20 protein-coding genes and 1 pseudogene are annotated in these 25999 nt (G+C 34.2%); 11 read left to right on the top strand and 10 right to left on the bottom strand.

What is annotated here, in order from left to right; all coding sequences use genetic code 11:
* Nucleotides 1-83: 83 nt before the first annotated feature.
* Nucleotides 84-389, top strand: coding sequence for an SPASM domain-containing protein (locus tag ACLMCG_RS23030; protein WP_413961424.1), 306 nt, complete (start codon nucleotides 84-86; stop codon nucleotides 387-389).
* A 141-nt stretch (nucleotides 390-530) separates the two neighbouring features.
* Here ACLMCG_RS23030 and ACLMCG_RS23025 read toward each other — a convergent pair whose 3' ends face one another.
* Nucleotides 531-3092: an AAA domain-containing protein gene (locus ACLMCG_RS23025; protein WP_413961425.1), complete on the bottom strand. Its 2562-nt coding sequence runs from the start codon at nucleotides 3090-3092 to the stop codon at nucleotides 531-533.
* Between the two features lie 152 nt (nucleotides 3093-3244).
* Nucleotides 3245-3607 carry a helix-turn-helix domain-containing protein gene (locus ACLMCG_RS23020; protein WP_413961426.1) on the bottom strand — a complete coding sequence of 121 codons (363 nt, stop codon included), beginning with the start codon at nucleotides 3605-3607 and terminating at the stop codon, nucleotides 3245-3247.
* A 641-nt stretch (nucleotides 3608-4248) separates the two neighbouring features.
* On the opposite strand from ACLMCG_RS23020, the gene ACLMCG_RS23015 reads away from it, so the two are divergent.
* The 3 genes from ACLMCG_RS23015 to ACLMCG_RS23005 all read left to right on the top strand — a co-directional run bounded on the left by ACLMCG_RS23015 (nucleotide 4249) and on the right by ACLMCG_RS23005 (nucleotide 8498).
* The gene (locus tag ACLMCG_RS23015) at nucleotides 4249-7260 is read left to right on the top strand and encodes a SusC/RagA family TonB-linked outer membrane protein (protein ID WP_413961427.1); all 3012 of its coding nucleotides are present in this window, start codon (nucleotides 4249-4251) and stop codon (nucleotides 7258-7260) included.
* A gap of 11 nt (nucleotides 7261-7271) precedes the next feature.
* Nucleotides 7272-8000 carry a RagB/SusD family nutrient uptake outer membrane protein gene (locus ACLMCG_RS23010; RefSeq protein WP_413961428.1) on the top strand — a complete coding sequence of 243 codons (729 nt, stop codon included), beginning with the start codon at nucleotides 7272-7274 and terminating at the stop codon, nucleotides 7998-8000.
* A gap of 78 nt (nucleotides 8001-8078) precedes the next feature.
* Nucleotides 8079-8498 carry a DUF3872 domain-containing protein gene (locus tag ACLMCG_RS23005; protein ID WP_413961443.1) on the top strand — a complete coding sequence of 140 codons (420 nt, stop codon included), beginning with the start codon at nucleotides 8079-8081 and terminating at the stop codon, nucleotides 8496-8498.
* Between the two features lie 183 nt (nucleotides 8499-8681).
* On the opposite strand, the gene ACLMCG_RS23000 is transcribed toward ACLMCG_RS23005, so the two are convergent.
* A complete protein-coding gene (locus ACLMCG_RS23000; protein WP_414136891.1) occupies nucleotides 8682-9125 on the bottom strand; it encodes a JAB domain-containing protein in 444 nt (147 codons plus the stop codon).
* A 520-nt stretch (nucleotides 9126-9645) separates the two neighbouring features.
* Between ACLMCG_RS23000 and ACLMCG_RS22995 the strand changes: the two genes are divergently transcribed.
* The 4 genes and pseudogenes from ACLMCG_RS22995 to ACLMCG_RS22980 all read left to right on the top strand — a co-directional run bounded on the left by ACLMCG_RS22995 (nucleotide 9646) and on the right by ACLMCG_RS22980 (nucleotide 14198).
* Nucleotides 9646-9810, top strand: a complete 165-nt coding sequence (locus ACLMCG_RS22995; protein ID WP_413961430.1) for a hypothetical protein — start codon at nucleotides 9646-9648, stop codon at nucleotides 9808-9810.
* A gap of 1236 nt (nucleotides 9811-11046) precedes the next feature.
* The gene (locus ACLMCG_RS22990; RefSeq protein ID WP_413961431.1) at nucleotides 11047-11637 is read left to right on the top strand and encodes a hypothetical protein; all 591 of its coding nucleotides are present in this window, start codon (nucleotides 11047-11049) and stop codon (nucleotides 11635-11637) included.
* A gap of 267 nt (nucleotides 11638-11904) precedes the next feature.
* Entirely contained in the window at nucleotides 11905-12603 is a 699-nt protein-coding gene (locus tag ACLMCG_RS22985; RefSeq protein WP_413961432.1) for a transporter substrate-binding domain-containing protein, read from the top strand.
* Between the two features lie 240 nt (nucleotides 12604-12843).
* Nucleotides 12844-14198, top strand: a pseudogene (locus ACLMCG_RS22980) (IS3 family transposase).
* Nucleotides 14199-14290: 92 nt separating this feature from the next.
* Here the strand turns inward: ACLMCG_RS22980 and ACLMCG_RS22975 are convergent.
* Complete coding sequence (locus tag ACLMCG_RS22975; protein ID WP_413961433.1) at nucleotides 14291-15088, bottom strand: IS3 family transposase; 798 nt, start codon at nucleotides 15086-15088, stop codon at nucleotides 14291-14293.
* Complete coding sequence (locus tag ACLMCG_RS22970) at nucleotides 15085-15384, bottom strand: transposase (RefSeq protein ID WP_413961434.1); 300 nt, start codon at nucleotides 15382-15384, stop codon at nucleotides 15085-15087. The genes ACLMCG_RS22975 and ACLMCG_RS22970 overlap by 4 nt, the downstream gene beginning before the upstream one ends.
* Before the next feature lie 67 nt (nucleotides 15385-15451).
* Here ACLMCG_RS22970 and ACLMCG_RS22965 point away from each other — a divergent pair, with 67 nt between their 5' ends.
* Nucleotides 15452-16102 carry a hypothetical protein gene (locus ACLMCG_RS22965; protein WP_413961435.1) on the top strand — a complete coding sequence of 217 codons (651 nt, stop codon included), beginning with the start codon at nucleotides 15452-15454 and terminating at the stop codon, nucleotides 16100-16102.
* Nucleotides 16103-16298: 196 nt separating this feature from the next.
* On the opposite strand, the gene ACLMCG_RS22960 is transcribed toward ACLMCG_RS22965, so the two are convergent.
* Nucleotides 16299-17075, bottom strand: coding sequence for a glycosyltransferase (locus tag ACLMCG_RS22960; RefSeq protein WP_413961436.1), 777 nt, complete (start codon nucleotides 17073-17075; stop codon nucleotides 16299-16301).
* Nucleotides 17076-17842: 767 nt separating this feature from the next.
* Here ACLMCG_RS22960 and ACLMCG_RS22955 point away from each other — a divergent pair.
* Both ACLMCG_RS22955 and ACLMCG_RS22950 read left to right on the top strand, forming a co-directional pair.
* Nucleotides 17843-18040: a sugar transferase gene (locus ACLMCG_RS22955; protein ID WP_413961437.1), complete on the top strand. Its 198-nt coding sequence runs from the start codon at nucleotides 17843-17845 to the stop codon at nucleotides 18038-18040.
* Nucleotides 18037-18195, top strand: coding sequence for a hypothetical protein (locus ACLMCG_RS22950; RefSeq protein WP_413961438.1), 159 nt, complete (start codon nucleotides 18037-18039; stop codon nucleotides 18193-18195). The genes ACLMCG_RS22955 and ACLMCG_RS22950 overlap by 4 nt, the downstream gene beginning before the upstream one ends.
* 195 nt (nucleotides 18196-18390) lie before the next feature.
* Here the strand turns inward: ACLMCG_RS22950 and ACLMCG_RS22945 are convergent, their stop codons facing one another.
* From ACLMCG_RS22945 to ACLMCG_RS22930, 4 genes are all read right to left on the bottom strand, one after another.
* Nucleotides 18391-19881, bottom strand: a complete 1491-nt coding sequence (locus ACLMCG_RS22945) for a carboxylesterase/lipase family protein (protein ID WP_413961439.1) — start codon at nucleotides 19879-19881, stop codon at nucleotides 18391-18393.
* Between the two features lie 1544 nt (nucleotides 19882-21425).
* Complete coding sequence (locus ACLMCG_RS22940) at nucleotides 21426-21686, bottom strand: hypothetical protein (protein WP_413961440.1); 261 nt, start codon at nucleotides 21684-21686, stop codon at nucleotides 21426-21428.
* Nucleotides 21687-21985: 299 nt separating this feature from the next.
* The gene (locus tag ACLMCG_RS22935) at nucleotides 21986-23119 is read right to left on the bottom strand and encodes a glycosyltransferase (RefSeq protein ID WP_413961441.1); all 1134 of its coding nucleotides are present in this window, start codon (nucleotides 23117-23119) and stop codon (nucleotides 21986-21988) included.
* A 429-nt stretch (nucleotides 23120-23548) separates the two neighbouring features.
* Nucleotides 23549-24292 carry a glycosyltransferase family 2 protein gene (locus ACLMCG_RS22930; protein WP_413961442.1) on the bottom strand — a complete coding sequence of 248 codons (744 nt, stop codon included), beginning with the start codon at nucleotides 24290-24292 and terminating at the stop codon, nucleotides 23549-23551.
* Nucleotides 24293-25999: the final 1707 nt, after the last annotated feature.

Here is a 25999-nt window from a genome sequence, read left to right as displayed (position 1 = left end):
GGCAATCTTTTTTCTAAAAAAAGATTCAATGCTATAATACGACTTCATACGATAAGATATAATAAAATTAAATAGGTCCCTCTATGTCTCAAAGTTTTGGAAATATAACAGACTCATCATTGGAAAATGCCTTAAATCATCCTGAACTGAAGAAATATTGGAATTTAACCAAAGATAGTATTGAAGTCTGCAAAAATTGTGAGTTTCGCTATATCTGTACAGATTGCAGAGCCTATACGGAACAAACAGACATAAACAATGAAGGGCTTGATATTTCCAAACCGTTGAAATGTGGTTATAACCCTTACACCGGAGAGTGGGAAGAATGGAGTAGGAATCCACTGAAACAAAAAGCAATTGAATATTACGAAATGCAAGATTTAATCTAGAAATAAAATCAATTGTTGTGTTATGTATTTTTGATACAATTTAGAACAAAAGAAATTATTTCTCTAGTATTTAGAGGAAAGTTTTTATTGAATAAACATGAAAGCAAAACTCTAAAAAGTCTTAAATAGAATACTCAGATATTAAGTTCTACCTATTTCATTTAATATATTCATCAATCTTTCTCTTTCTCCGCTTCCGGTTGTAGAAAATCTTAATAAAGGAATTTTATACTTATTCATAATTTCGTTTTTCAAGGTGTCTCTTCCACTCTGTTGGCTTTGTTTTTTGTGATATTCATAGCCATCAACTTCTATAGCTAACACAGGATTTTTTCCCAGCTTGTTGTAGATCAGAAAATCAAGATGTGTGGCGTGATGTTTAGCGTAGCGCTCTTCTTCAGCAGTTAATCTGGAAAAATCTAACAGAAGATTTCTTAATGGGTGATGTAGAATGACGTCATATTTCGAAAATTGTTCTTCAGACAATACTTCCCTGATTAACGCATACATGAGATTTTCACTGTCATAGACGGATTTCTTTTTTTGTTCTGATAAAAGAGCTCTTCTTTTTTCTTCATACCCTTTGTACAGGTAGTCAAAAATAGAGTGTATCTCACTATTTATTGTAGTGAAATTATTGTAATCAATATAACGGATCAGATCTGAGATATTCGTTTCATTATCACTTTCATTTCCGTTCACCAATAGAATGAGCTGATCTTTAGCTCTGGAAATGGCTACATTTAGACGGTTTGGATTGTCGGTGAATTCAGAGATTTCATTATCTACTGTAGAGAGAATGATCACATCATTTTCTCTTCCCTGAAATTTATCCACCGTATCGGCTTTGATATCTGTTCCTTGAAAGGTTCTTTGTAAAGCTAAGGTCTGATTTCGGTAAGGGGTTACAATTCCGAGATTGACACCTTCCAGCTTTTGCTGTGGAATGATTTCTTGAATAATTACATCAATCTGCCGCTGATTCTCTCTTTGACGCGCATGGTTACCTTCAGTTGTTTTATAGACTAATAAAGGTTCTCTTTCTGTTTGTCCTTCCGAAAGAATAATTAACTGATCATTATAAAATTTACGATTACAAAAATCAATGATTTTAGGATGACAGCGATAATGTTCCTTTAACAGTGTTTTAGGTACCTTCGGAAATACTTCTATTACGGAAGAAAGCAAGCTATGATTGGAATACCGATAAGGTTCCGGAATATTATAGTTCTTAAAGATCTGATCCGTATTTTCTGCTGTTTCGGAATCTACTACATTGGGAAGCTGTTTTAAATCTCCTACAATGACGGCCTGTTTTGCGCAGGATAATGCGAGTACACCCGTTGCAAGATCTACCTGTGAAGATTCATCCACAATAACATAATCGTAGACGATATTTTCAGCAAGGCTTCTTCTTAATGAGTAGGTTGTACTCATAATGACAGGATAAGCTTTAATAAATTCTTCTGATTTAAAACGAAGGTCCCATTCGGTATATTCTGAACGTTCCTGTCCTTTATATTTTTGGTAGAGTTTGTTTTTAAACAACTGCATCGATCCTTCAGTATATTCTTTCATTTTATCCTGGAAGGAAAAATGCTGTAACGTATTTTGCAGTTCCTGCTTTCTGAAATCAAGCTCTGAAATTTTTACCCCATAGTATTTTGACTGAACAATCCTGATCATTTCTTCATACGATAAAGTATAAAAAATCTTATCTCTTACCCCATACAGAAAAGGAAATATCAGTTTACGCCACCAGTAAAATTTCTTACCTGCTTTCTCATATTCTTCCAACGTTACCCATAGAGAAAGCAGCTGATCTGACTTGACGTTCTTTTTAAAACGGATTTCCGTTGCCAACGTTACATTATCTGTAAAATGCTGATGCTCTGTTTTGATCTTGTCTATTTCCAGCGTAAGTAAAGCCAGTTCATTCTTTAATTCCAACTTTTCAGCAAGCTCAATAAAAAGAAGGGAAGTAGACTGCATAAGAGATTGTTCCTGTTCTTCCTTTAATCTAAAATCTGACAGATCCGGGATTTCAGTCTGAGCATCGATAAATTCTTTTTTATTCTGGCTGCTTCCCAACAATGCAGCTATAAAAGAAACACCATTGTTCTCCAGCTTTTCAAAAACATTTTTTGTCGCTGAATTATTGCTTGAAACAACAGCTACACTCTGATTATTCATTACCGCATTGGCAATAATATTAAGAATAGTCTGTGTCTTTCCTGTTCCGGGAGGACCTTCAATAACACTTAGCGGATTTGAAAATGCATTGTCAACTCCCACCTTTTGACTTAGATTAAAACCAAAAGGGAAGATTTCAATAGGAGAGGTGTGATAATCCTTATTGGGTTCTTTTCCATTAAGGTAATTGTAAAGAATAGATGTCTCAGGAATAAAAGATATTCTTTCATAGCTGCCAGCAAGAATATTATTTCCTTCTTCTGTTTGTAGTCCTATAGTGTCGGCAATCTCCTTTAAATACCTGAAAATATTTGCTGCCTCCTGGCTTTGCATAGCAGACCTGACAATCTTAATTCTACTTTGAGTATAAGAATAGACTTTATCGCTGCTTTTATAAACAACCAAACATTTATCCCCCTCAAAAGAATAAGAGTCGATCTCATCCGTTCGGTCTTTGCCATCAATATTGATGGCTTCTTTTCTAAGGGTATGTGGAGCAGACTTTTGCATGGATTATTTGTTATTACAAATATAACAACATGAGCGAAAATAACTATATACTATTCTAAATATATTATTACATTGTTTTCGCACATCTATTTACAATAAATTTTTAAATATTGTATTCTTAAGATAAATACGATTACTTTCAAATGTATTGTCTAAGATTGACTTTTAAACTTCTCTTTAACTGTCTTTTTTAAAATCTTATAATAATTTTCTTTTTCTATTGTTAGTTTTTTTTCATATTGCAAACATTCATCTATAATGAAAAGAATTTCTTCTAAAGATTTCAATTTGAATAGGCAAACATAATCTAGTTCTATCGCCTGACATATTTTTAAAAGGTTCTGCCAACTAGTAGAAGTCTCATATCTTTCGATTCTTCCAATCATTGTTGCATTGGAACCAATTATTAATCCTAAATCTTCTTGCGAAATGCCATTTTTCAATCTTTTGAGTTTTATAGTACATCCGATTTGTAAACTTAAAAGTTCTATTTCAATATCACTATATTTTTGCATATAGTAAAATTTGTAAAATATTAAAAAACTATTCGATACATATTTGTATTGAATAGTTTTTTTACTATATTTGTAAAATAAGTTACAATAAATGTAACTTTGCGATACTTCAACGAATATTAGAAGCTATTGCTTAGAATCTCGCCCTAAAACTGGTAATTTTTGCATACGAGACGATAAGTAAGTAAGCTCACGACCTAGGCGTGGGTTTCTTCCTCTTATCTGTATGCACGGTATACCAGTACCTAAGGGCGGATAATGTAGAACCCATGCCGTTTTTATTTCATGCTATCCCGCCATTCTACCATTATCTTTTCTAAGCTTTTCTTACAACATAGTATCAGATGACATGATACAATAGGATTGTACAACCTATTGCAGCTTTACAGCTTTCATGGGAATTAACATTCATTCATATTAGTTTTTATAGTGGGCCGGGGTGGAGGCTTAGATGCAGTGCTTCCTCCCGGTTTTTATTAAAGGTATGATAAAAAATAACAGAGTAAAAGATTGTAGAAAACAGAAAGTGTAAGGTAACCATAGAAAAAAGAAGCTCTTCTAATTGCAAAAAGTATTGTGGAATTTACGCAGTGCAAAGAAGAGCAATAGTCTAACGAATTAAACTTTTCAATTTCAAAAGTATGAAAAAAAACTTTTGCAGCCTAAGCTATCTTCAAATGTCTTTAGGCTTTACCATACTCATCTCGGGTATGGCTGTAGGACAGCTCCGTACTATTACAGGTATTGTCACAGAGAATAACACACCCATACAGAATGTATCGGTATTTGAAGAGGGGAGTACTATCATCGCAGTAACCAATTCTTCAGGCAGTTATCAATTACAGGTCTCAGGAGATAACCCTGTCCTTATTTTCCGCCATCCTGAATATGGTGAAAAAAGAGTATCCATTCAAAACAAGGCCGTTGTTCTTGTTTCTCTCGAACCCACAACCAAAGGCATTGGAGAAATTATTCTCAACGCCGGCTACTACAAGGTTAAAGACAAAGAAAGAACCGGCAGCATTGCTAAGATCTCAGCAAAAGATATCGAAAACCAACCTGTGACCAATGTACTGTCAGCAGCACAGGGTAGAATGGCAGGGGTGAACATTATTCAGGCCGGCGGAACAGCGGGCGGAGGATTTGATGTTCAGATTAGGGGACGAAACAGTCTTCGGACGATTCTTAACAGCCCTGTTAACGGAAATCAACCCCTTTATGTAGTGGACGGAATTCCGTGGAGCTCAAACTTGACATCCAGTTACTCCGTAGGAATTCTTCCTATGAGTTCTCTAAACCCACTGAATTCAATCAGTCCAGATGATATAGAGAGCATAGAAGTTTTAAAAGACGCCGATGCTACAGCTATTTATGGATCAAGGGGAGGGAATGGAGTCATATTAATCACTACGAAAAAGGGAAGAACCGGTGCTATAAGGTTGACAGTGGATACTAATTACGGCATCAGCAAAGTGGCCAATCAAATGAAGTTGATGAACACTGAACAGTATCTTAAGATGCGCAGGGATGCCTATGCCAACTACAACGTTGCTGTTCCTGCAAATGCCTACGATATTAATGGAGTTTGGGACTCGGACCGATATACAGACTGGCAGAAAATATTGATCGGAAATAATGCCGAGTCTTCCAGCATCCAACTGTCTATAAGCGGGGGAAGTGACAGGAACCAATTTTCTGTCAGCGCCTCACATTCTAACCAGTCAACTGTCTTTCCGGGAGATTATAGATACAAGACCAATATTCTTAATTCTAATTATAGCTATACCACAGAAAACAGAAAGGTTTCACTGTCGTTCAGTAATATTCTCTCGAGTCTATCGAATAATGTAATCAGCAATGATCTGACCAATAAATCATTGAACTTGGCTCCTAACGCGCCTGCTTTATACGATGATGCAGGAAATCTAAACTGGCAGAATAATACATTTAGCAATCCTTTAGCATCACTAAACGGACGGTATGAAAATAAAGTGTTACAGATTAACCAGAGTGTTAAAGCTGGATATGAGGTGTGGAATGGTTTGAAATTGACCTTTAATGGTGGCCTTAATATTCAATCTTTAGAGGAATATACCTTGGCTCCAAACACGATGTATAATCCTGCCTTTGCATCAGGAGCATCACCGGCACGTTCTTCATCTTCAAGAGGAACCAGTAACTTAATGTCATATATTCTAGAACCTCAGATCAATTGGTCTAAGGATTTAGGAGCAAGTAAACTGGATGTACTTTTAGGATATACCTACCAGAGCAATAATTCTAAATCTTCAGCAATTACAGCCTCAGGATTTGCCAGCAATTCCCTGCTCTATAATCTCGCTGCGGCATCGCTTATTACGCCAAGGGATTTCACCGATATTGATTATAAATATACTGCTGTGTTCGGTAGACTTAATTATCGGTTGATGAATCGGTATATCATCAACTTAACAACAAGGCGGGATGGCTCAAGCCGTTTCGGACCTAATAACAGGTTTTCAAATTTTGGAGCAATTGGAGCAGCCTGGTTATTTTCTGAAGAATCTTTTTTTAAAAATTCCAAATGGCTCAGCTTAGGAAAATTAAGAGGTAGTTACGGACGTACCGGAAGTGATCTAATAGGTGATTTTCAGTTTACTAATTCTTATTCCGTTGCTCCCACTTCATATAATGATGTTCCTGCATTATATCCTTCCCGTCTTTTTAATCCTGACTTTACTTGGGAAAAGACCGATAAACTGGAAGCGGCGATAGAATTATCACTGTTTCGTAATTTGATAAATCTTACGACGGCCTATTACAGGAATCGTTCGTCTAATCAGCTGGTAGGGATTCCTTTAGCTTCTACAACAGGATTTTCAAATGTTCAGGCAAATCTAAATGCGACAGTGCAGAATTCAGGATGGGAGATTGAAGCGTCTTCCAGTCCACTTAAAAGTATGAACTGGAAATGGAATATCAGTTTCAACATATCATTCCCAATGAGCAAGCTATTATCATTCCCGGGCTTGGAAGGCTCAACCTATGCAAATACTTATGTAATAGGTCAACCTACATCAATTGTAAAAGTGTATCAGTATGAAGGTATCGATCCGGTAACAGGGCAGTACATATTCAAAGATTTTAATCAAGATGGTAAAATATCTTCTCCTGAAGATCAGATGGCCATCAGAAATGTAGGAACCAAATATTTTGGTGGTCTTCAAAATCAGATATCATACAAAAATATCAGTCTTTCGTTTTTATTACAGTTTGTAAAACAGGATTCCTGGAATTATTACCGAACCATGACAACACCCGGAAATATGAATAACCAGCCTGCTGAGTTTGCTAATGTTTGGTCATCTACGAATCACGATGGTATTATTATGCCGTATTCACCGGGTACTATTACTGCGACAAATACTCTTACTTCCAATTTAAAAAACAGTACAGCAGCAATCAGTGACGGTTCATTTATACGATTGAAAAATGTTCAAATCAACTACAAGCTTCCAAAAATAAGTAAAGTAGTTGGTGAAGCCCGAATATACATCCAAGGTCAGAACTTATTGACTTGGACCCACTATATAGGGTTAGATCCTGAATTTACAGTGAACGGTTATTTACCGCCTTTAAAAACTGTTTCAATGGGCTTTCAGTTAACTTTTTAAAAATGAATCTTATGAAAACAAATAAATTTATAATCAGTATTATTATCGTAACATTCTGGTCTTGTGAAAAAAGTATTGATGTTGATTTTCCCAATACCCAAATCGATGTAACACAGGTATTTGAAAACGTTAGTACAGCAGATGGTGCATTAAGTAATTTATATGCGGAAATGTACAGTTTCTCTGTATTAAATGGGGGGACGGCAGGAAGTGGAGCTTTGCTTGGCAGCTATACGGATGACCTGAACTGTTATATGGCAGCTTCTTTAGGCGGAGCACCGGACATTTTTAATAATCAGCAGCTGTCATCAAATTCCGTTATTAAAAATTCATGGGCTAATTCCTATAAACAAATTTATCTTGCCAATTCTATTATCATAGGTGTTGATGCTTCGTCAGGTATTGCAACGAAAGATAAAAACAGAATAAAAGGGGAAGCGCTTTTTTTGCGATCTCTTATCTACTTTTATCTCACCCAGATATTCGGGGACGTACCGTACACAACAACGACAGATTTTACCATTAATCAAAAAATAGGTAAAATGAACGATAAAGAGGTGCTTACTGCTATTCATAATGACCTCATGCTCTCAATTGATTTATTGGATGATAACTATCGTAATACAGATCGGATTTATCCCAATAAAAAAGCAGCTGAAATGATGCTGGCAATAGTCTGCATGCAGGAAAATAAATGGTCACAGGCAGAAAATTTACTGAAAGGTATCAAAAAGATATAATTTCTAAAATAATGCACAATGAAAAATATAATTAATAATACAACTAAAATATTATTTAAGTATTCCTTAATACTATATATGATCGGATTACTTGTACAATCATGCCAGAAAGATGATTTAGAAATTCAGCAGAATTTTCCTTTTGAGGTGTCGGTTATGCCCGTGCCTAAGGACATAGCTAAAGATGAGTATGTGGAAATACGTATCACAATTCTTCCTGAAGGTAATTTTTCTGACACGAAATATTATCTTCGATATTTTCAGTTTGAGGGAACAGGGAAATTGCAGTACTATAATACGCAACCGTATTTTCCTAATGATTCCTATCCGCTTTTTGAGAAAGAGTTCAGACTGTATTATACTTCAACCTCGGAAGTTTCACAATCATTTACGGTCTGGATTTCCGACACTTTCGGGAATGAGAAGAAAATTGAATTTCAGTTTAACAGCAAAAAAGCAAACGGAAAAAGCCGTGCCATTGAGTTAGTGAATATTTAATTAATGTGTATCCCGGCCGGCTGTAATCTTTTATCAGGATTATTAATAAAGGGAGAAGTATTGTTTTTAATGTTTGCGAAAAGGTGACCAGCCTTCGAAGGCTAATCATCTTTTCGCGACGCCACAAGAATCCAGGTCATTAATTGGCTCTGGATTCTTATTTTTCAGCAGGTTAAGATCATTTTATAATATTCCTTCATCTGAAAAAGAGAATGAGTCCACTGAGGTTATTATACAATGATCCAGCAGGTTAATATTCAATAATTGACCTGCTTCTTTTATTTTCCGGGTGATGTTGATATCTTCATGGGAAGGTTTTAGGTTTCCCGAAGGGTGATTATGGGCTATGATAATTGACACTGCATTGCATAACAATGCACCCTGCATAATAATTCTGATATCAACCAGAGAAGAGGTAATCCCTGATTCTGATATTTTTTGTATTCCTAAGACCTTATTGGCCTGATTCATATATAGGGCGTAAAATGACTCCCTGTAATCGATCTGATCAGTATCAAAATGTTCCCGAAAAATATCGCTGGCATCTCGGGAGCTCAGTACTGTTTTTTCACTATTCCCTTTTCTTGTATAGGTCAATTTGACTTCGTTCACTATGTTAAATTTCATCGTTGATGCTCTGAGCACGGCAGAGACTTGCATTTCCCGTACTTTAATTAAACATTTTTTAATTTCTTTTCCCATACTTATGTTCATTCCTTCTATTTTTCAAAAGAAACAATCATGAAAAAACATTCGCAAACCAGTATGGAAATGGAGTGTTCAGCATCGGTGGTATTTGCTTTTGATGATCTCATTGTTTCCTTCGCTTTGCTCGTTAATATTTTTTAAAACAAAAAACAAAAACAGAAAAAATAAAAAAGAAAGCCCTTCTACTTGGCGGCGTGGCTATCCAACAAAAAAGCAACGGAATAAATGATGGCCTTGTGGGTTGGGATGTGTTTATGCCGGAATTTTTTTGTTGGATCAAGAGTGGGTTTAGAAGCCGCCGATTTTTGCTTTGTTTTTTTATTCCTGTTTTTGTGGTATGGATTAAAAAAGGATTATAACTTTATATAATAATTCAGTATTACGAAGTATTATGGAAACTTAAATAGCATTCGAACAAGTTGTCCGCAGAGGCTGCGGTATGGATGTGCATCGTGATACGGTTGTTGCTACGGTGATGGGTGAAGGAATAAAAAGAGGGACACGTACTTACAGTACCTACACCAATGCACTTATAGAGCTAAGCCAATGGCTTCAATCCTTTTCAATTACCCATATTGCAATGGAAAGTACCGGGATCTATTGAACTCTTATTGAGTGGTTTGTCAAAGGAAAAGCAAAAGGAAACTGAATAATGGAAGGGGCCCTTGGGAAAGTAGTCCGTTATACAGTAGTCTTTTGACAGACCAGGCAAGGGATGCCCTCCATACCTTAGCTTCCTTTTTACCGGTTGAAAATGACAAATTCCATTATAGTATTGTAGTGATTTTACTATATTTATTTCCATGTAAAACTATAGCTGTTGTGAAATAATTACAAGATAGAAGCTTTATATTTATAGTGATAAATAGAGAAACTACATTTTTTACGGGGCACTTTGTTGTTTGATAATAACAGCGGTACTCCTTTTCCATCCAATGGAAGCCAGAGTAAAAATTGAGAATAGTTTCGTACTGACGGTTTGAAATTACTATTAACAAATATGAAAACAAATGAAAGTAAAATAAGGAGAGTTTTTATCTGGATCTTTACGACTATTCTCTTGATAGCCGCAGGTATTTTTTTTTTAAGCCAGATAAGTCCGTGACCTTGTTCTCTGTTGATCGGTCATGAGCTTAACGAGAATGACAGACGGTAATCGGAAGAACTTGAACCATTTCTACATTCTGAAATCAGTACTGTGTATGATCTTAAGTATAGAGAGAACGATAAAGAGGCTCTGCTGGATGTTCATTTCCCTGATTCTATTTCAACCACCGCTGAAAAACTTCCCAGTATTGTGTGGATTCATGGTGGATGGGTTTCCAGGAGCAAAGACATTGTGGCCAATTACTGCGGAATGTTCGCAGGTAAAGGATTTACTGTTGCAGCGATTGATTATTCGATTGCTCCTGAACATAATTTCCAACTCCTAGTTTTACATCATCTGCGCTGACAAGAGAACAGCTAAGTGCTGTATTGTTATTTTGTGGTGCCTATGATCTCAATGATATGAAACAAGTTGGTCCTGAAAAGGATTTTCTAAGAACAGTATTTTGGACATATACAGGAACCAGTAACTTTAACCATGATCCTGCATTTATTAGTGTGGGAAATGCCGATCCTCTGGCTAACAGTCCTACCTATTTGCCAGAAAACTTGCACGACTGAATGTTAAGGTTGATACCTTATTTTTCCCAATAACTATAAACCGCTACTTCCTCATGAATATCAGTTTGATTTTAATAACGCAGCCGGAAAAATGGCATTGGAAAAAGCCACTGCTTTCCTGTCTTCAACGCTTAAGAACAAGAGCAGTAAAAAACAATAAAAAATATATACCATGAAAAAACTGTCTTTGTTATGTCTTCTGATCGTTGTATTTATGAATGCTCAGAGTATAGAGTTGGTCAATGGTGATTATATGTATACAAAAATAATCAATACGTCAAAAAAGAAAAAAGATATCTATCCGATATTAAAAAAGTGGCTTACAGACAACTCTCTGCAGTACTTCATCAGAACAGATGATCAGGATCTGGGTATATTGTCTTTTGATGAGCGATTATCCCTGATGCATTATAATGACACCCAATCTACCTTTCCTTCGTTTAACAGTACCTTTGAAATCCAAAACAGAAAGGTAATCTATAAGGCTGGCCATATTGTTTTACAGGACAATTACGGGGGGATGACCAACATCAAAAATGATTATAAAAGCCTTTTGGACAGAATTACGAATTTAACATTGCATATCAATGAATTAAAAGATCAGCTTACCAGGGAGAGAGATGAAAAGAAAAGATCTGATATAAGGAAGGAGATTGATATAGAAAACAAAAAACTAAACCAAAGTAATGCTGTCAAAATAAAGTTAACCGATTGTTTTGCAAGGAATGTTGATATGATCATAAAAATGCTGAACCAGAATTAGCAACATTAAAATTGATTAATATTTTTGTGCGTTTTTTGAAGTTATATGCGGCTAATTAACTTGCCAATAGCGGTGTTATCTCACTATTGATTTTACATCAGTAGTTACTATTTGTAGCTGTTTTTTATATGAATCGACTACGAACTATTGTGTTATGGTAGCAGTACAGGTATATTATTTACAAGTATGAAAAAAAATGATATTTTTATTTTTAATTGTTGGGTTGTTGTTAGTAATAAAATTCCATATCTGGTGTATGCATTAAGTATGGGTTTTATAAGTTCCTGCCATCAGCTTAATACTGTTGAGAAGAGTAATTCTGATATGTTATATGTAGGTACTACAGGAGATTATCCTCCATTTACGCTATATGATAGCATTACGCATCAGTTTAGCGGAAAGGATATTGATCTGATGAGACGATTTGGAAAAGACACAGGTCAGGATATTATTTTTTTGAAAACAAGCTGGAAGCAGCTGTCGGAAGATATGCAGAACGGGAGATTCAGAATAGCGGTCGGGGGGATTTCTGTAAATAAGGAGAGAGCTAAGCTATTCAATTTTTCTATTCCTTTACATGTAGACCGCAAAGTGGCACTTTTCAGAAAAGCAGATTATGCACGGTTTACCGACTTTAGAAGTATAGACAAGATCGGCGTAAGAGTCGTTGAGAATATTGGAGGAACCAATGAAAGTTTTGCTAAAAAGAATATTAAGCATGCAACTCTGGTATGGGTTGCCAATAATTCTGAAACTTTTCATCTTTTGCTTTCTGATAAGGCGGATATTATGTTTACTGATGAATCAGAAGCTCAATATCGTAAAGAACTGGAACCCGCATTTTCATGGATGTCACTTGATAAAAAAATCAGTCCTTCTTTTGTAAAAGCTATACTATTTAGCAAAAAGGACAGTTTGCTCAGAATACAAATCAATAACTGGCTGAAAAAGCAAAAACAAAATTGATTTTTTTAATGATATTACTGATGATTATCGGACATTTATTGATTTAAAGAGATCACAGAATGATAAAAAGTATTTGGAAACTATTTTTCTGTTTCTATAATATTTTAGTGAAAGAACTATGTTCATGAGTGATAATATGACTGAATGTGCTTAACTTGTAAATCGTCAGCAAAAAGTGTACTGATTTAGGCTCTCACTTAAGGAGTGTTTCATAAGAGATTAATTTTTAAATTTGATATTATGAACACCAGGAAAAAACCAACTCCTGAAACTTACATTAAAGAGAGCAGGAGAAAAACCAGAAGAATCTTCACAGCCGAGCAAAAGATTCTCATCGTAATGGAAGCCCTTCGTGCAGAAACTTCTGTAGCAGAGCTCTGCCGTAAGCATGGCATTCAGGAATCAACCTTCTACAAATGGAACAAAGAATTTCTTGAGGCCGGTAAGAAACGCCTTTCTGGTGATGTAGTTCGTGAGGCTACTTCTGATGAAGTTAGCCAGCTTCGAGAAGAAAACAAGAAGCTAAAAGAAATGGTTGCAGATCTCGTTTTACGGTATGATATTGTAAAAAAAAGCTTGGACATGCTGGACTAACCCAGAAATATAGAAGATATATGAGGTTATCCGCCGGTGAAAAATTAGAGCTCATAGAACTCGTTACGCGCAGTGAAATAGGTGTTAATAAGACTTTGAGGGAACTCGGCATCCATAAGAGCACCTTTTACAATTGGTACAATCTGTATCTGAAAAAAGGATATGAAGGATTTTTTTCCTCCCCTTCTTTTAACAGAAAACAATGGAACAGCATTCCTGAGAAACAAAAAAACCTTGTGGTCGAGATCGCATTGGAGCATCCCGGACTTTCCAGCCGAGAACTGGCTTACAAAATTACCGATGAGCAGGGTATTTTTATTTCAGAATCAAGTGTGTACAGAATTTTGAAAAAGCGGGGTCTGATTACCGCTCCTTCTCATATCCTGCTCTCAGCTGCTGATGAATTTAAAGATAAAACCAATTTTGTACATGAGATGTGGCAAACAGATTTCACTTATTTTAAGATTATCGGTTGGGGCTGGTACTATCTAAGTACCGTTCTGGATGATTACAGCCGTTATATTGTTCATTGGGAGCTCTGTAGAAACATGAAAGTGAATGATGTAAAAAGAACGGTAGATTCAGCTGTAATAAAGTCAGGGCTTAAAAAAGGACAGGTTCCTAAACTTTTATCTGATAATGGCTCCTGCTACGTAGCTTCTGAATTGAAAGAGTATCTGCAGAAAAAGTATCAAATCAATCAACTTCATGGAAAACCTGCTCATCCGCAGACCCAGGGAAAGATCGAGCGGTACCACAGAACGATGAAAAATGTGGTAAAACTTCATTTTTATTACAGCCCTGAAGAATTGGAAAAAGCACTGGAGGAATTTGTAAACCGTTATAATAATCAGCGGTATCATGAGTCTCTGCAAAATCTAACTCCTGCTGATGTATATTTTGGAAGAAGCGATGAAATACTACGGGAGCGCAGGAAAATAAAAGAGAAAACACTGCAACTCAGAAAACGGAATTACTTTAAAGAAAAAGTAAAACGCTAAAAAAGTTGTTCTGGAAAATTTTTGAGCCTCAAAGCTCAGAAAAATTTTATGGAAATCAACTTTTATTATAACTTTAAACTAACAAACACTCCCTAAGAGAAAGTCCATTTTCTTTTGAAGACATACACAAGCTCCATTTTTTCTTTTTTGATGAGTTTATTGCCATAGATCAATTCTGTTTTCAATGATTTGAAGAAACTCTCTGCAACCGCATTATCCCAGCAATTTCCTTTACGACTCATACTTCTGATAACGCCATAAGACTCAACCATTTTAGCAAATTTTCTGTTCGCATATTGGACACCTCTGTCACTGTGAAAAATTAATCCTTTATCAAATTTTCTGTTTCTGACTGCCATTTTCCATGCCGCAATACTCGTTTCTTTGGTACTCATTCCATTATTCAGGCTCCAGCCAATTATCTTTCGATCGTACAAATCGATGATTGTTGTGAGGTACAAAAACCCTTCTTTGGTGTGAATATAAGTGATGTCCGACACCCAAACTTTCGACGGTTCTTTCGCTTCAAAGTTCCTATCCAATACGTTTTCAACCACCAAATAACTGTGTTTCGAGTTGGTGGTCACTTTGAATTTTTTGCTTAATTTACTTCTCAAACCAAATTCCTTCATATATTTGGCCACCGTAATCCGGGATATTTTGTAACCCAACACGTTGAGCTCAAAAGTGATTCTGGGACTGCCATAACGCTGTTTTGAAGCAAAATAAATCGAGATGATCTCTTGTTTTATTTTTTCTTTCAAAAGCAATTGTTTGCTAATCGGTCTGCTTTTCCATTTGAAATAACTGCTACAACCCACTTTCAATACTTTGCACATCTTTTCAATCGGAAATAGGTATTCGTGACTTTTAATGAACTCATATTTCATCGACCGCTCTTGGAAAAAATGCTGATTGCTTTTTTTAAGATGTCACGCTCGAGTTCTACATCTTTGAGTTTCTTCTCTAATTCGTGGATTTTTTCTTGCTCAGCTGTCAATTTCAAATGCCCATTTCCAGGAAAACTTCCTTCCCCAAATTCTTCATATTCTTTGCGCCATTTGTAAAGCAATGTTGCTTTGATTCCCAATTCTCTAGCCAATTCTGAGATATTAGCTCTCTCATTGCTTAATTGAACTGCTTTGGTTTTAAATGTGGGATCGTAAATTTTTCGCTCTCGTTTCATAAGTTAAAATTAAGGTTTTATGCTTAACTCTAACTGGACGCTAAATTAGTATATCCATAAGGTAAGTTTGTCTAAGCTAAAAAATATCGATACTCATGGTAAGATTACTGAGACTTATTATGAGTATGCCCATGAGAAAGGAAATCAGCAGCTTATTGATGCTAATATTGTAGATACATCTTTAGAAACAGCAGTATTGGAGAAACAGGATATTGGTGGTACAGGGAAGATTATATCACAAATTGAAACGAAATATGGTAATCCTACTAATATTTATCCAAGCTCTATAGTATCGTATGATCTTAAAACCCCTTCCGTTTCTTCAACGGAAATAACGTATGATTTGTATGATGCTAAAGGTAACCTTCAGCAATACACAACAAAAAACGGAGTTTCTATGGTACTAATCTGGGGGTATAACGGGACTAAGCTTATTGCCAAAGTGGAAGGAGCAAAATTAACAGATATTCAGCATTCAAAGATAGATTCCATTGTTAATGCTTCCGATATCGATGCCTTAGCTCCTGCCAACAATGATGAGACCTCATTTTTAACCGTGCTCAGTTCATTTAGAGCTAGTTTACCCGGCTTCCAGGTAGCGACTTATACCTGTGATCCGCAGATTGGGGTAAGAAGCGTTACCCACCCTCAGGAGTACGAGAAAACTATTTGTATGATTCAGCAGGCAGGCTTGAAAAGAAATGGTTCATTATTTTGATCATCAATGTTTTACCCGTATAAAAAATGAATGGAGTAAATGAATTTCCGTCTTAAGAAATTAAAATCTGATGAGCAGATTTAGCAATGTTTGATGTTAATATGTTGATTTTTAGTTTTTTAAAGTGTATAGTTGTGTGTTTTTTGATAACATTTTATAGACTAGAATTTCACTTTTCTGTTTCGCTGGATTTTGGTTATCGGTAGTCTTTAAAAGAAGGTCTTAAATGTTTTGTATATTTAATCTTTGCAGTGTACTTCAGGCAAAGCGGATGAAATATATCTCCAAGTATTTGGGTCCATTTAAGTGGATATCCATTATTATCTCCCATAGTATTTCCAGGATTCATTTGTAAGTTGTCATACTGCTGATCCAAAATATCATGAACTTTATCCAGCCAATCTTTGGCGAAAGGGGTATTTTTTTTGAAAATATAAGCACAGTTACCAATTAGTAGAAAAAAATGTTTTTTCATATGTGTCTCAAAATTTTTGTCAGAACAGTTGCCGACACCTCTTTTGCCTAATTCCCGATAACCGATTATCCAGTGATTGTCATTTTTATTTAATCTGTGAAACGACTTTTTCCAGGAATTATTGATATGTTTTATATCACAATATCCTCCTCCGTAGTGATACATAAAATAAGCTCTTAGATAATCTGATTTATGTACTAAAGATAAATAAGGATAAGCTTTGTGCAGGGGATGCATTGGCAATATGTAATTATCAAGTATATCGGTAGTGATGTATTTTACATTTACTGCTGATTTCTTAAAGATACTTTCTAAAGCTCGATGCCTGTTTTGCGACATTTCATTTTGCCCGGTCCAGAAACAATAAATAACTTCTTCAGCTTGCTCAGAGGTCTTATCATTCTTTTTACCAAGTTTGCTAAAGCAAAATACTTTGTAGTATAAAAACAAAAATTTTATATAAGTATGGTATAGTATTCTTTTGATGTAAATCTTCATCTAAGTTCATTTATGTGCTATTAAAGCAAAAGTACCAACATTCATTCTACAGGAGATTACAGAGGGTGTAGTTTTATCACTATTTTTATATAGTTTTTAAACTACTATGTAGTTGCTTAGTAGCGGTTGTCCCTGATATATTATAGTGATACCCAATCCATCTTTCCATCGTTTACCAGTACTATTGAAATCCAAAATAGGAAAGTAATATATAAAGCAAGTCAAATTGTTTTACAGGACAATTTTGCAGGAATGACCAGTATCAAAAATGATTATAAGAACCCTTTCTACCAGATTACTGCACCTCACTTATTAATGAATTAAAAGATCAGTTAACCAGAGAGCAAGATCAAAAGGAAAGATCTGAAATTATAAAAGAAATTGATATTGAGAACAAAAAACTAAATCAGGTTAATTCGGATAATAAAAAGTTGACTGATTATTTTGCAGGAAATGTTGATATTATAATGAAAATGCTGAACGAGACTTATCCATATTAAAATTCTGTGATTTTTAATATTTGAGTATATTCAACTATTTGAATTGTCTTGAGAAATCTAAAATTCACATTAAAAGAAGATGGTACTTCTCTTAAAAATAATTTATTAACCCAATAACAGAGAAAAATAACAAAAAATTCATACTCACTTTAGCATAATAAATGTAAATGGATCAATATAATTATTGCAAAAAGGATTTTGATCTTTCCTTAGCGTTACTACTGATCATAGCTCTTATGCCAGTAATGATCATTTTTTTAATTGCAAGTGTGGATAACTCTTCCAACGGAATTTTTTTTTCAAACCAGGACAGGACAATATAGAAAATCTTTTACCATCTTTAAATTTAAAACCATTCACGGACAGAAGAGGGCCTGTTCAAAAATTGGAAAGACTCTGAGAAAATATAAAATGGATGAGTTCACGCAGTTGTTAAACATTGTAAAAGATGACATGAGTTTGTGAGCCCCCGACCTGATATTGAAGGTTATTATGATCAACTTAACGGAGATGATAGAAAAGTTCTGGAACTTAAACCCAGACTTACTTGCGAAGCAAGTATCAGATACAGAGATGAAGAGTGTTTTTCTGAAAAACCAAGAGAATCCAGTGTTATATAATGATGAAATATTATTTCCAGACAAAGCAAAAATGAATCTGGCCTATTTTGAAAATAGATCTTTATAAACGATACAAAAATTCTCTTTAAAACATTTACAGCCATATTGATGCAGAATTCTATAAATATGAAAATTAAAGAATAATCTACAAGAATCAACAATATCAACCTCATCATTCATTAGAAAATTTTATGGTTAACTGTTACTCCATGCATTTCTGAATTCGGCTTCAATATCATTTTCGATACTGATTTTTTGATCGAATACAATACATGGTCTGGTATCCATATCATAAGCGGGCCATTCAATTTCTCCACTGATGTTAGGGTTTCCGGTATGGGCAAAATTGATCCAAGCTTGTGACATGGTATGAGAAAGGTTTTCTATTTCATTCTCATCGGTCTTCTTCAACATTGCTCTGGCTTCAATGGATTGTAGATTTTTGAATACAAAAGGTATTTCCAATGAATGGAAACTCGAAAGGCCTTTCTGAATTAAATAATTGCTGGTCCATCTGAATCGATAAGTGTAGACCGTGTTTACTGCTGTCATAGATTCCGCGATCTTGTTTACAGAACGCATTATAGATGAGTCGCCTCCCATTTTAACAGATCTGGCCTGTATGGGTATGCTTTTATATGCATCTTTTATTTTAGCTATCTGGGATGGATAATTTTGTTCTAAAAATCTGGATATTAAATCATCGTTTATAGGCATAATTCTGGCCACAGGCAGTGTAGCGAACATAGTACCCTCATCCTGGTTGGAACCGACAATTAAAGGAACGGTACTACCGATTCCTTTACTTATTGCCAAGTAAGGAGCAACGGGAAGAACATCGTCTCCTAAAACAGGTTGAAATGCTATATTGCCGGGTTTAACTTCTGCAATTTCATCTACTATTTTAACTGATGCATCTACAAGATCCTTTACCGGTAAATTCCAGAGCTTTAAGATCTCTGATGACTTCAATCCTAGAGTTTCTAATAAGCGTACTGTAGATTTTATAGCTGTGTTGCTGTCAGAATAAAATGCATACATACATGGACTTTGTGCAATTGCTTTTTGGAAAAGTCCTTTTGCTTTTGGTGAGCCCATTTGATTAATAACACTGGCGCCTCCTGCAGATTCTCCGAATATCATAATATTATCAGAGTCTCCTCCGAAGTTTCTTATATTTTCTTTGACCCATTTAAGTGCAGCCAATTGATCTCTCAATCCGTTGTTAGTATCAAAAAGTTCTCCGCCAGGAAGATTTGTTGCACAAAGAAATCCAAAAGGTCCCAATCTATAATTAATAGTTACCACAACTATATTTCCTTCTTTACTTAAAGCTGATCCATTATACATGGAAATGGATCCTGATCCTGTAAGATAGGCACCTCCATGTATCCAAAACAAAACAGGACGTTTGGCATTATCTGCATTTGGTGACCAGATATTCAAATAAAGACAATCTTCATTTACCAGACCTACTATTTTTTCCAGACTTATTTGCGGAGCTATCGGACTAAAATCAATAGTTTTCTTGATATCATTCCAGCTTTCTACAGTTTTTGGAGCTTTAAACCTTAAATTTCCAATCGGAGGCCTTGCATAAGGGATACCTTTCCATACGCTGACTCCGTTTTCAATTTTTCCTTCAATTTTTCCATAAACTGTCGATACTACAGTGCTAATACTCATATCTTTTGGTTTTTTTATTATGTATGTTAATAATTTTTTTGATTTTCTTACTTTAAATAGTTCATCCTTTAAAAAAATGATTATTCCAGTTCCTCAACAAGATATACGCAGTAATTTCTGCTCTTTTTTATTGAATATATAATAATTGTAAACAGGATTAAAGAGACGCATTGTATTTTTTATCATCTTGAAAAAAATAAAATTAAAAATCAATAATAACAGAAAAGAAAGAAGCGATCGCATTTGTGTTTGTAATTAAATATTCTAAAATGATAAACTATCATTCAAACAAATATACTAAAAACAATATACTTATAAATTGAAGTTATTACAATACAAAGCAATGCGTTGGGTGAAGAATTACAATTGGAAATATATGAGAGAATTTTTTAAATACACAAAAATACATCCCTTTCATATAGTGTTGCTACACCGATCTTCAAAAAAAATCAAGTAACATCCTACAATCCGTTAACAAACTTTTATAATTAAATTCTATAGAAAAATTGATCAGGCTACAGATGTAATCCCTATACCCAAAATGGATACTTTATATACCCTTTGGTCACGCCTCCAAAAATGTAACTGAAATGTTAATTTTTAAACTCAGCTTGGAATTTTGTAGCTTATGTAATTTCTAAAAATCCCTCTGCATAAATTACAATCGATGATTTTCTGACCGGATTCCGGCACAAGATAAGGCCTTAAAAGTAGTTTCGTATTCTTTATAGCAATATTTGATTTTTAAAACAGATCTGCTATAGGTATCAGATTATAAATGATAATAATTAATTATATAATTACAGTACAAGGAGTTGTAGTATTTTTTTATCAATTCAAATAGAAACTAGTACGTTTCTGTTATTAAATCTTCTCCAGGTAAAGGTTTATTTACTCATTGATCCTTGTTGTCGGAAGATGATGATCTGTTACCACCCAAAAAATAAAATAGCATTCTTCTTTATGAATCAACATAAATACTTAAGGTATTGGACGATTGTCATGCCGGTTTTATAGTGGCTCTTCTATTTTGGGAGCGCTTCATCTTTTCATCAGGCTATTGTTCAATTTTCCTAACTATCCTGTTGCTGGGAAGCGTACTCACAGCGGTCTATCACTCCGAAGTGCTTACGCACCGACTGGGTGAGCCTTTTGGTACTCTTCTTCTTGCATTTGCCACACTTTTAGGCGATAGATTAGGGTGATGTATTATGTAAGTGGGCGACAAGGAAGTACTATTGTAGGCATGATGGATAGACTTAAAGACGGATAGTAGCGCTTAGTCCAAAATATGCTCATATTCAAATAGGTACTAACGCGCAAAATACTGTAACTAGGTTAAACGAAATGATCGACTTCTTAAATAGTTTTGGTGTACAGGTAATTCTAAATAACATAACTATCCACAACTCTTTGACGTCAATTAATGAACAGATACTAAGTGTTTTAAGGATTGAGGTCTTAGATGGTTAGAAATGACATAGCGACATCTATTAACGGGGACGGAGTTACTAAGGATTTAATGAAGTTTACGCCAGGAGGTATTACCATGCCCGGTCATAAATATCTTTCTTCAAATCAAAATCAAGTTCCTCATATATTTCCTGTAAAATATTTTTGAACTTGATTTTAAGTTTCTTTTTATTTATTCCGTTGGCTTTTTTTAAAGAATTTTCTAAATCCTCTAATTCTGGTGTAAAGCGCTCATAAAAAACTACATACTTTTTATAAAACTCAATATTAAGATCAAGATTTACATCAGAATTAGCATTGATAGCATTCCAAATATTATTGAAAATTTTCATTATGTTCTTTTAACAAATATTATTTTTTTGGACCTCTTGTTTGAGTTAGGACGTTTTGTTTTTTTTCCAATTATAAGATGCTGAAACGCTGGTAGCGATAATCTTCTTTCCCTATAGAAATCTCAGCAGATCTGGAACCTATTCACTGGATATGGATAGAGAAGGACCAAAAATTGTATTAATATTCCTGTAACTTGACAAAGATAAATAGACAATTTGAAATGTGTTACAGTAAATATTGCTGTTTAACGCATGAATCGGTGCTGGAGCTCAAGCAGTGGCTATTACATACCTCAGTATTATAAATCTGACAAAATATATTTCCATTTTTTTACAATTTCATCCTTTCTCCATTGATAAGATTCTTTGTAAGACGATTGCATTAGCTTAGATAATGACAGGGGATTGTGAATTAAATAATTCAGCTTTTCTTTAAAAAGTCTTTTATTCCGTAATGGTATGAGGAACCCATTGTTTTCATTAATAATTTCAGAAGGACCGGTCGGGCAATCATAACTTACTAAAGCATTCCCACAAAACATAGCTTCAATTAAAATAGTTGGCAGCCCTTCTCTGCGGGAAGTCATGCAAAGAATCTTAGATTTTTTCAAAAGTTCAGCAACCTCCTCAGCAGAGATCTGACCTACAAATTGAACTTTTTCAAGTAGACCCAAATGTTTTGTGTATGCTTCAATCTTTGCAGCCTCGCCGCCACTTCCGGCTATAGTAACACTCCAATCCTCTGGTAATTCTATCTCATTTATGATTTCTATAAATTCAATCACATTTTTTTCCTGTTCAAGCCTTCCTGCGAACAGTATACTGTTTATCTTATATTCCAAAGTGAATTCAGAATTCTCATAATGAGCATCAATAATATTAGGAATTTTAATAATATTAAAATGTATACGACTATAGTAGTTAAGAGAAACTTCAGTAAGACAAATAATTCCTGCTAGCTTGACGTAACGCTTCCTCAAAAGATTATAATAGATAACACCTCCGACCCTGTGATCTATGTGGTCCCATGCTAAGGTTTTATTGGCTGCTGTCGTATATGTTAAAAATATTGAAAGTTTATACCAGCATGTAACGATTACGTCATAATCTTTATGATTCTTTTCTATCCAGTTCTTTAAAACTTTATAACAGCCATAATCATAAGCATAATAAACAAGTTTGAGCAATTTCCCTTTAAAAATTGATTTTTTATTAATCTGATGTGCTTTTCGAAAATAAGGCGTTTCGAAAGAGTCTATATATATTTTTTTTATCCGGTTATCAATAGGAAAGAAGTCCATGTGTTCACGCTGTAAAAATAAGATCGTAACATTAAAACCTTCATCCACAAGGTTTCTGCTAACATTGGTAATTGCTTTAGAAACACCTCCCTGTTTTATATTTTGGTAATAAATAAATAAAATTTCCTTCATTGTATTCATTTTAAACAAATCTATATAATATATCCTATACACATAGTTTTGATGTTGTAGTATTAGTTTTGATTATGTGTAGTTTTTTCATTATAAAAAAGACACATAGGTATTCAAGGCCAGCGAAAGAAAGGGGGGCTAAAAACAGAGACTGATGCCATAAAATCATGACAGGACTTTACGTAACTTCAATATTTACATTCCTGTGTGCAGATACATCAGCAGGTTACTTTAATATCTGTAATCAGGCAGGCTTTAGAAAGTTGACAAGAACTTTTTGCGTACCGCTATCTATTTAATCGATTACAATATTATTTTTATAAAATCTTTTTGATACAAAAAAACTGAATAAAGATGGAAAAAATATTATTAATAGAAGTTTAATGATATGTTTCTTATGGGCAGTAAAATTATTAATGACATATTTATTTACTTCTTCTTGTGTAATTCCGTATGGACATCGAATTGCGATTTTATAAATGATTCAATTTCATTTTTCATTCCCACATTCTTTTGGGAAAGTGATTGGCTGTTGAAAATCCTTCTGTAAAGACAAAAAGGATATCTAAAATGCTTGAACTGAAAACCTAAGCTCGCTGCCCTTGAAAAGAAATCTCGGTCTTCAGAATAAGAAAGATTTTCATTGAATAAGATTTCAGAGATTATTCTTTTACTGAATAATGTGGAAGAAGGGGTAAGCATATTGCTCACATACATAAGCTGAAATTTTGAAAATTCACATTTCCTGTGCAGATATTTTGTGTCGCCAAAAAATTGCAGGTCACAGTATAAAATATCGTAACTTGTTTTGCTTTTCAGATAACTAACCGCATGACTGATTGCAGGTAAAAGCTTATCGTCTGAATCCAAACATAACAGAAAATTACCTTTTGCTTGCTTCAGTCCAATATTCCTACTTGCCGAAACACCTGAGTTTTCTTTATGAATAACGGTTGTACGCTCATTTTTATAATCTTTCAGGTAATTCGTCAATTCACGATCTGTAGAACCGTCATTCACAATGATGACTTCATAACAATAACGGATTTGCGCCAGGTCAATACTAGCCAAGCATTCCCTTACATAGGATAAAGGAGTATTGTAAACCGGAATTATAATGGATAATTCTAAAGGATATGTTTCCATTGTGGTGTTCTTTTTTCTTTTTTTCATTGGTTTGCTTGTGAGAAGATCTTATAGCGTATTTATTTACATCGTGCACGAGAGCTCCAGACTTCTGTATAAAATTTTTCTCATCATGAGGGAACCATAACCCGTTATATTTTATTAATGATGTATAGCTAAGGACATAGAAGTAAAATAACATTGCATATTTGGGGATTTTGTTCTATTTCAAAATAGTTTTAAAGATGTTGCAAAGACACAAACTGTAAGTAATAGAACTGATACTCAAAACATTTTTTTGTTTCTTTTGTTGACTTATGGCACTAATTTGATATTCATAGTATAAATTAGTTTTTATATTAAAATCAATTTAATGCCCTAACATTTCTGTATAGAATAGCTATTCAACAGACCTGTCATATCAACGATAGATTTGGGATTTGTATTGTTGATCCCTACTTGCCCGTAAGACAAATATCCCAAACAATCATTGGTAATAAATACATTTTTCTCATTTGATAAATATTTAATTATTATTTTTTTTAGTTTAATCGGAATGATCCGCTCTTTTTTAAATGCTAACACTTTAAAACCACCATCATTATCAACCAAATACACACGTGTTGCATTTAATTACATACGATCTTTTGTGATCTTTGCTAACATCACATATGTAAGGTTAAATAACAAATTTAAAAACTTAACTCATTATATTTCAGGTATTACCAGTCATATTACAACTAACTAAATATAGTTTTATTACTACTGTATAAGGTGAAATTAGCTTGTAAGGTAGGTAGGTAGGTAGGTAGGTAGGTAGGTAGGGGGCTAATCCATTCTAAAAAGGGGGACAATTCTATTGTGACTTCTGTTCGTTTTTCAGTTTTTCAATGCAAATCTCAAATAAACATACGAGCCATAAATTGTTGTTTGATAATGCTTAGATTGATACAAGGATTGAGGAGTAACTCCAAAGTAGGGATTGGTAGTTCATAACTGATAAGTTATTTCCCGTAGTCATATCAAAAAAATGTACCACAAAAATTAAGATTTTTATAAAAGGTGATGTATATGGTATATACGTTGTTAGCGTTAACTCAGTTTTTTAAGAAAAATCTTTGCTTAACGCCATATCACTTTTATATAAATTTCATTGTTCATTTTTCCTCCTTTGGGAGGTTTTTTTTGTTGAGGTGGTATATCCAATGTCAAATGCAGCCATTGACTTGCCATTACTATAAGAAAAATGATATTGTCTGGTAGTTTTTAGTGCTTGTTGGCACTATAGTGGAACGATATGTATTTTTCTCAAATTTTAAGATTTGAAAATATGGTGATGTTTTGAGATTTTAAAAGTGAAGCGAGTTGATTACTTTACTTTTTTCACATATGTATTTTCAAAATTTCGTATCATTAATTAAAGTCTCATAAATTTATGCAGTACGAGTTTTTATGTAACAAGTATGAAAATAGGATATGCCTAGGTTTCAATCTAAACATGTAAACTGGTTACAGCCGCCATTATTTTGAGGAATAGAGTTTATATTTAAAAAGTAATGTCAAAATCGGGGACAGCTAAGACCTTTAAGAATAAATAATTTATAATAGATTTTATCCTTAACCCGGTTTTTTTTGACCCTATTTATCACCTATTTCATATCATGAGTGAAAAAAAACAACACTTGTCTAGTGATAATACTAGTGTGTTTAGCTAAATTATTACATTTTGAAATATTAGATTTGCCAGAGTTGGAA

The organism is Chryseobacterium sp. S90 (genome assembly GCF_047444895.1).
Lineage (GTDB): Bacteria > Bacteroidota > Bacteroidia > Flavobacteriales > Weeksellaceae > Chryseobacterium.
Note: the sequence above shows the minus strand (reverse complement) of the source record. Positions and strands in the feature narration are given on the sequence as shown.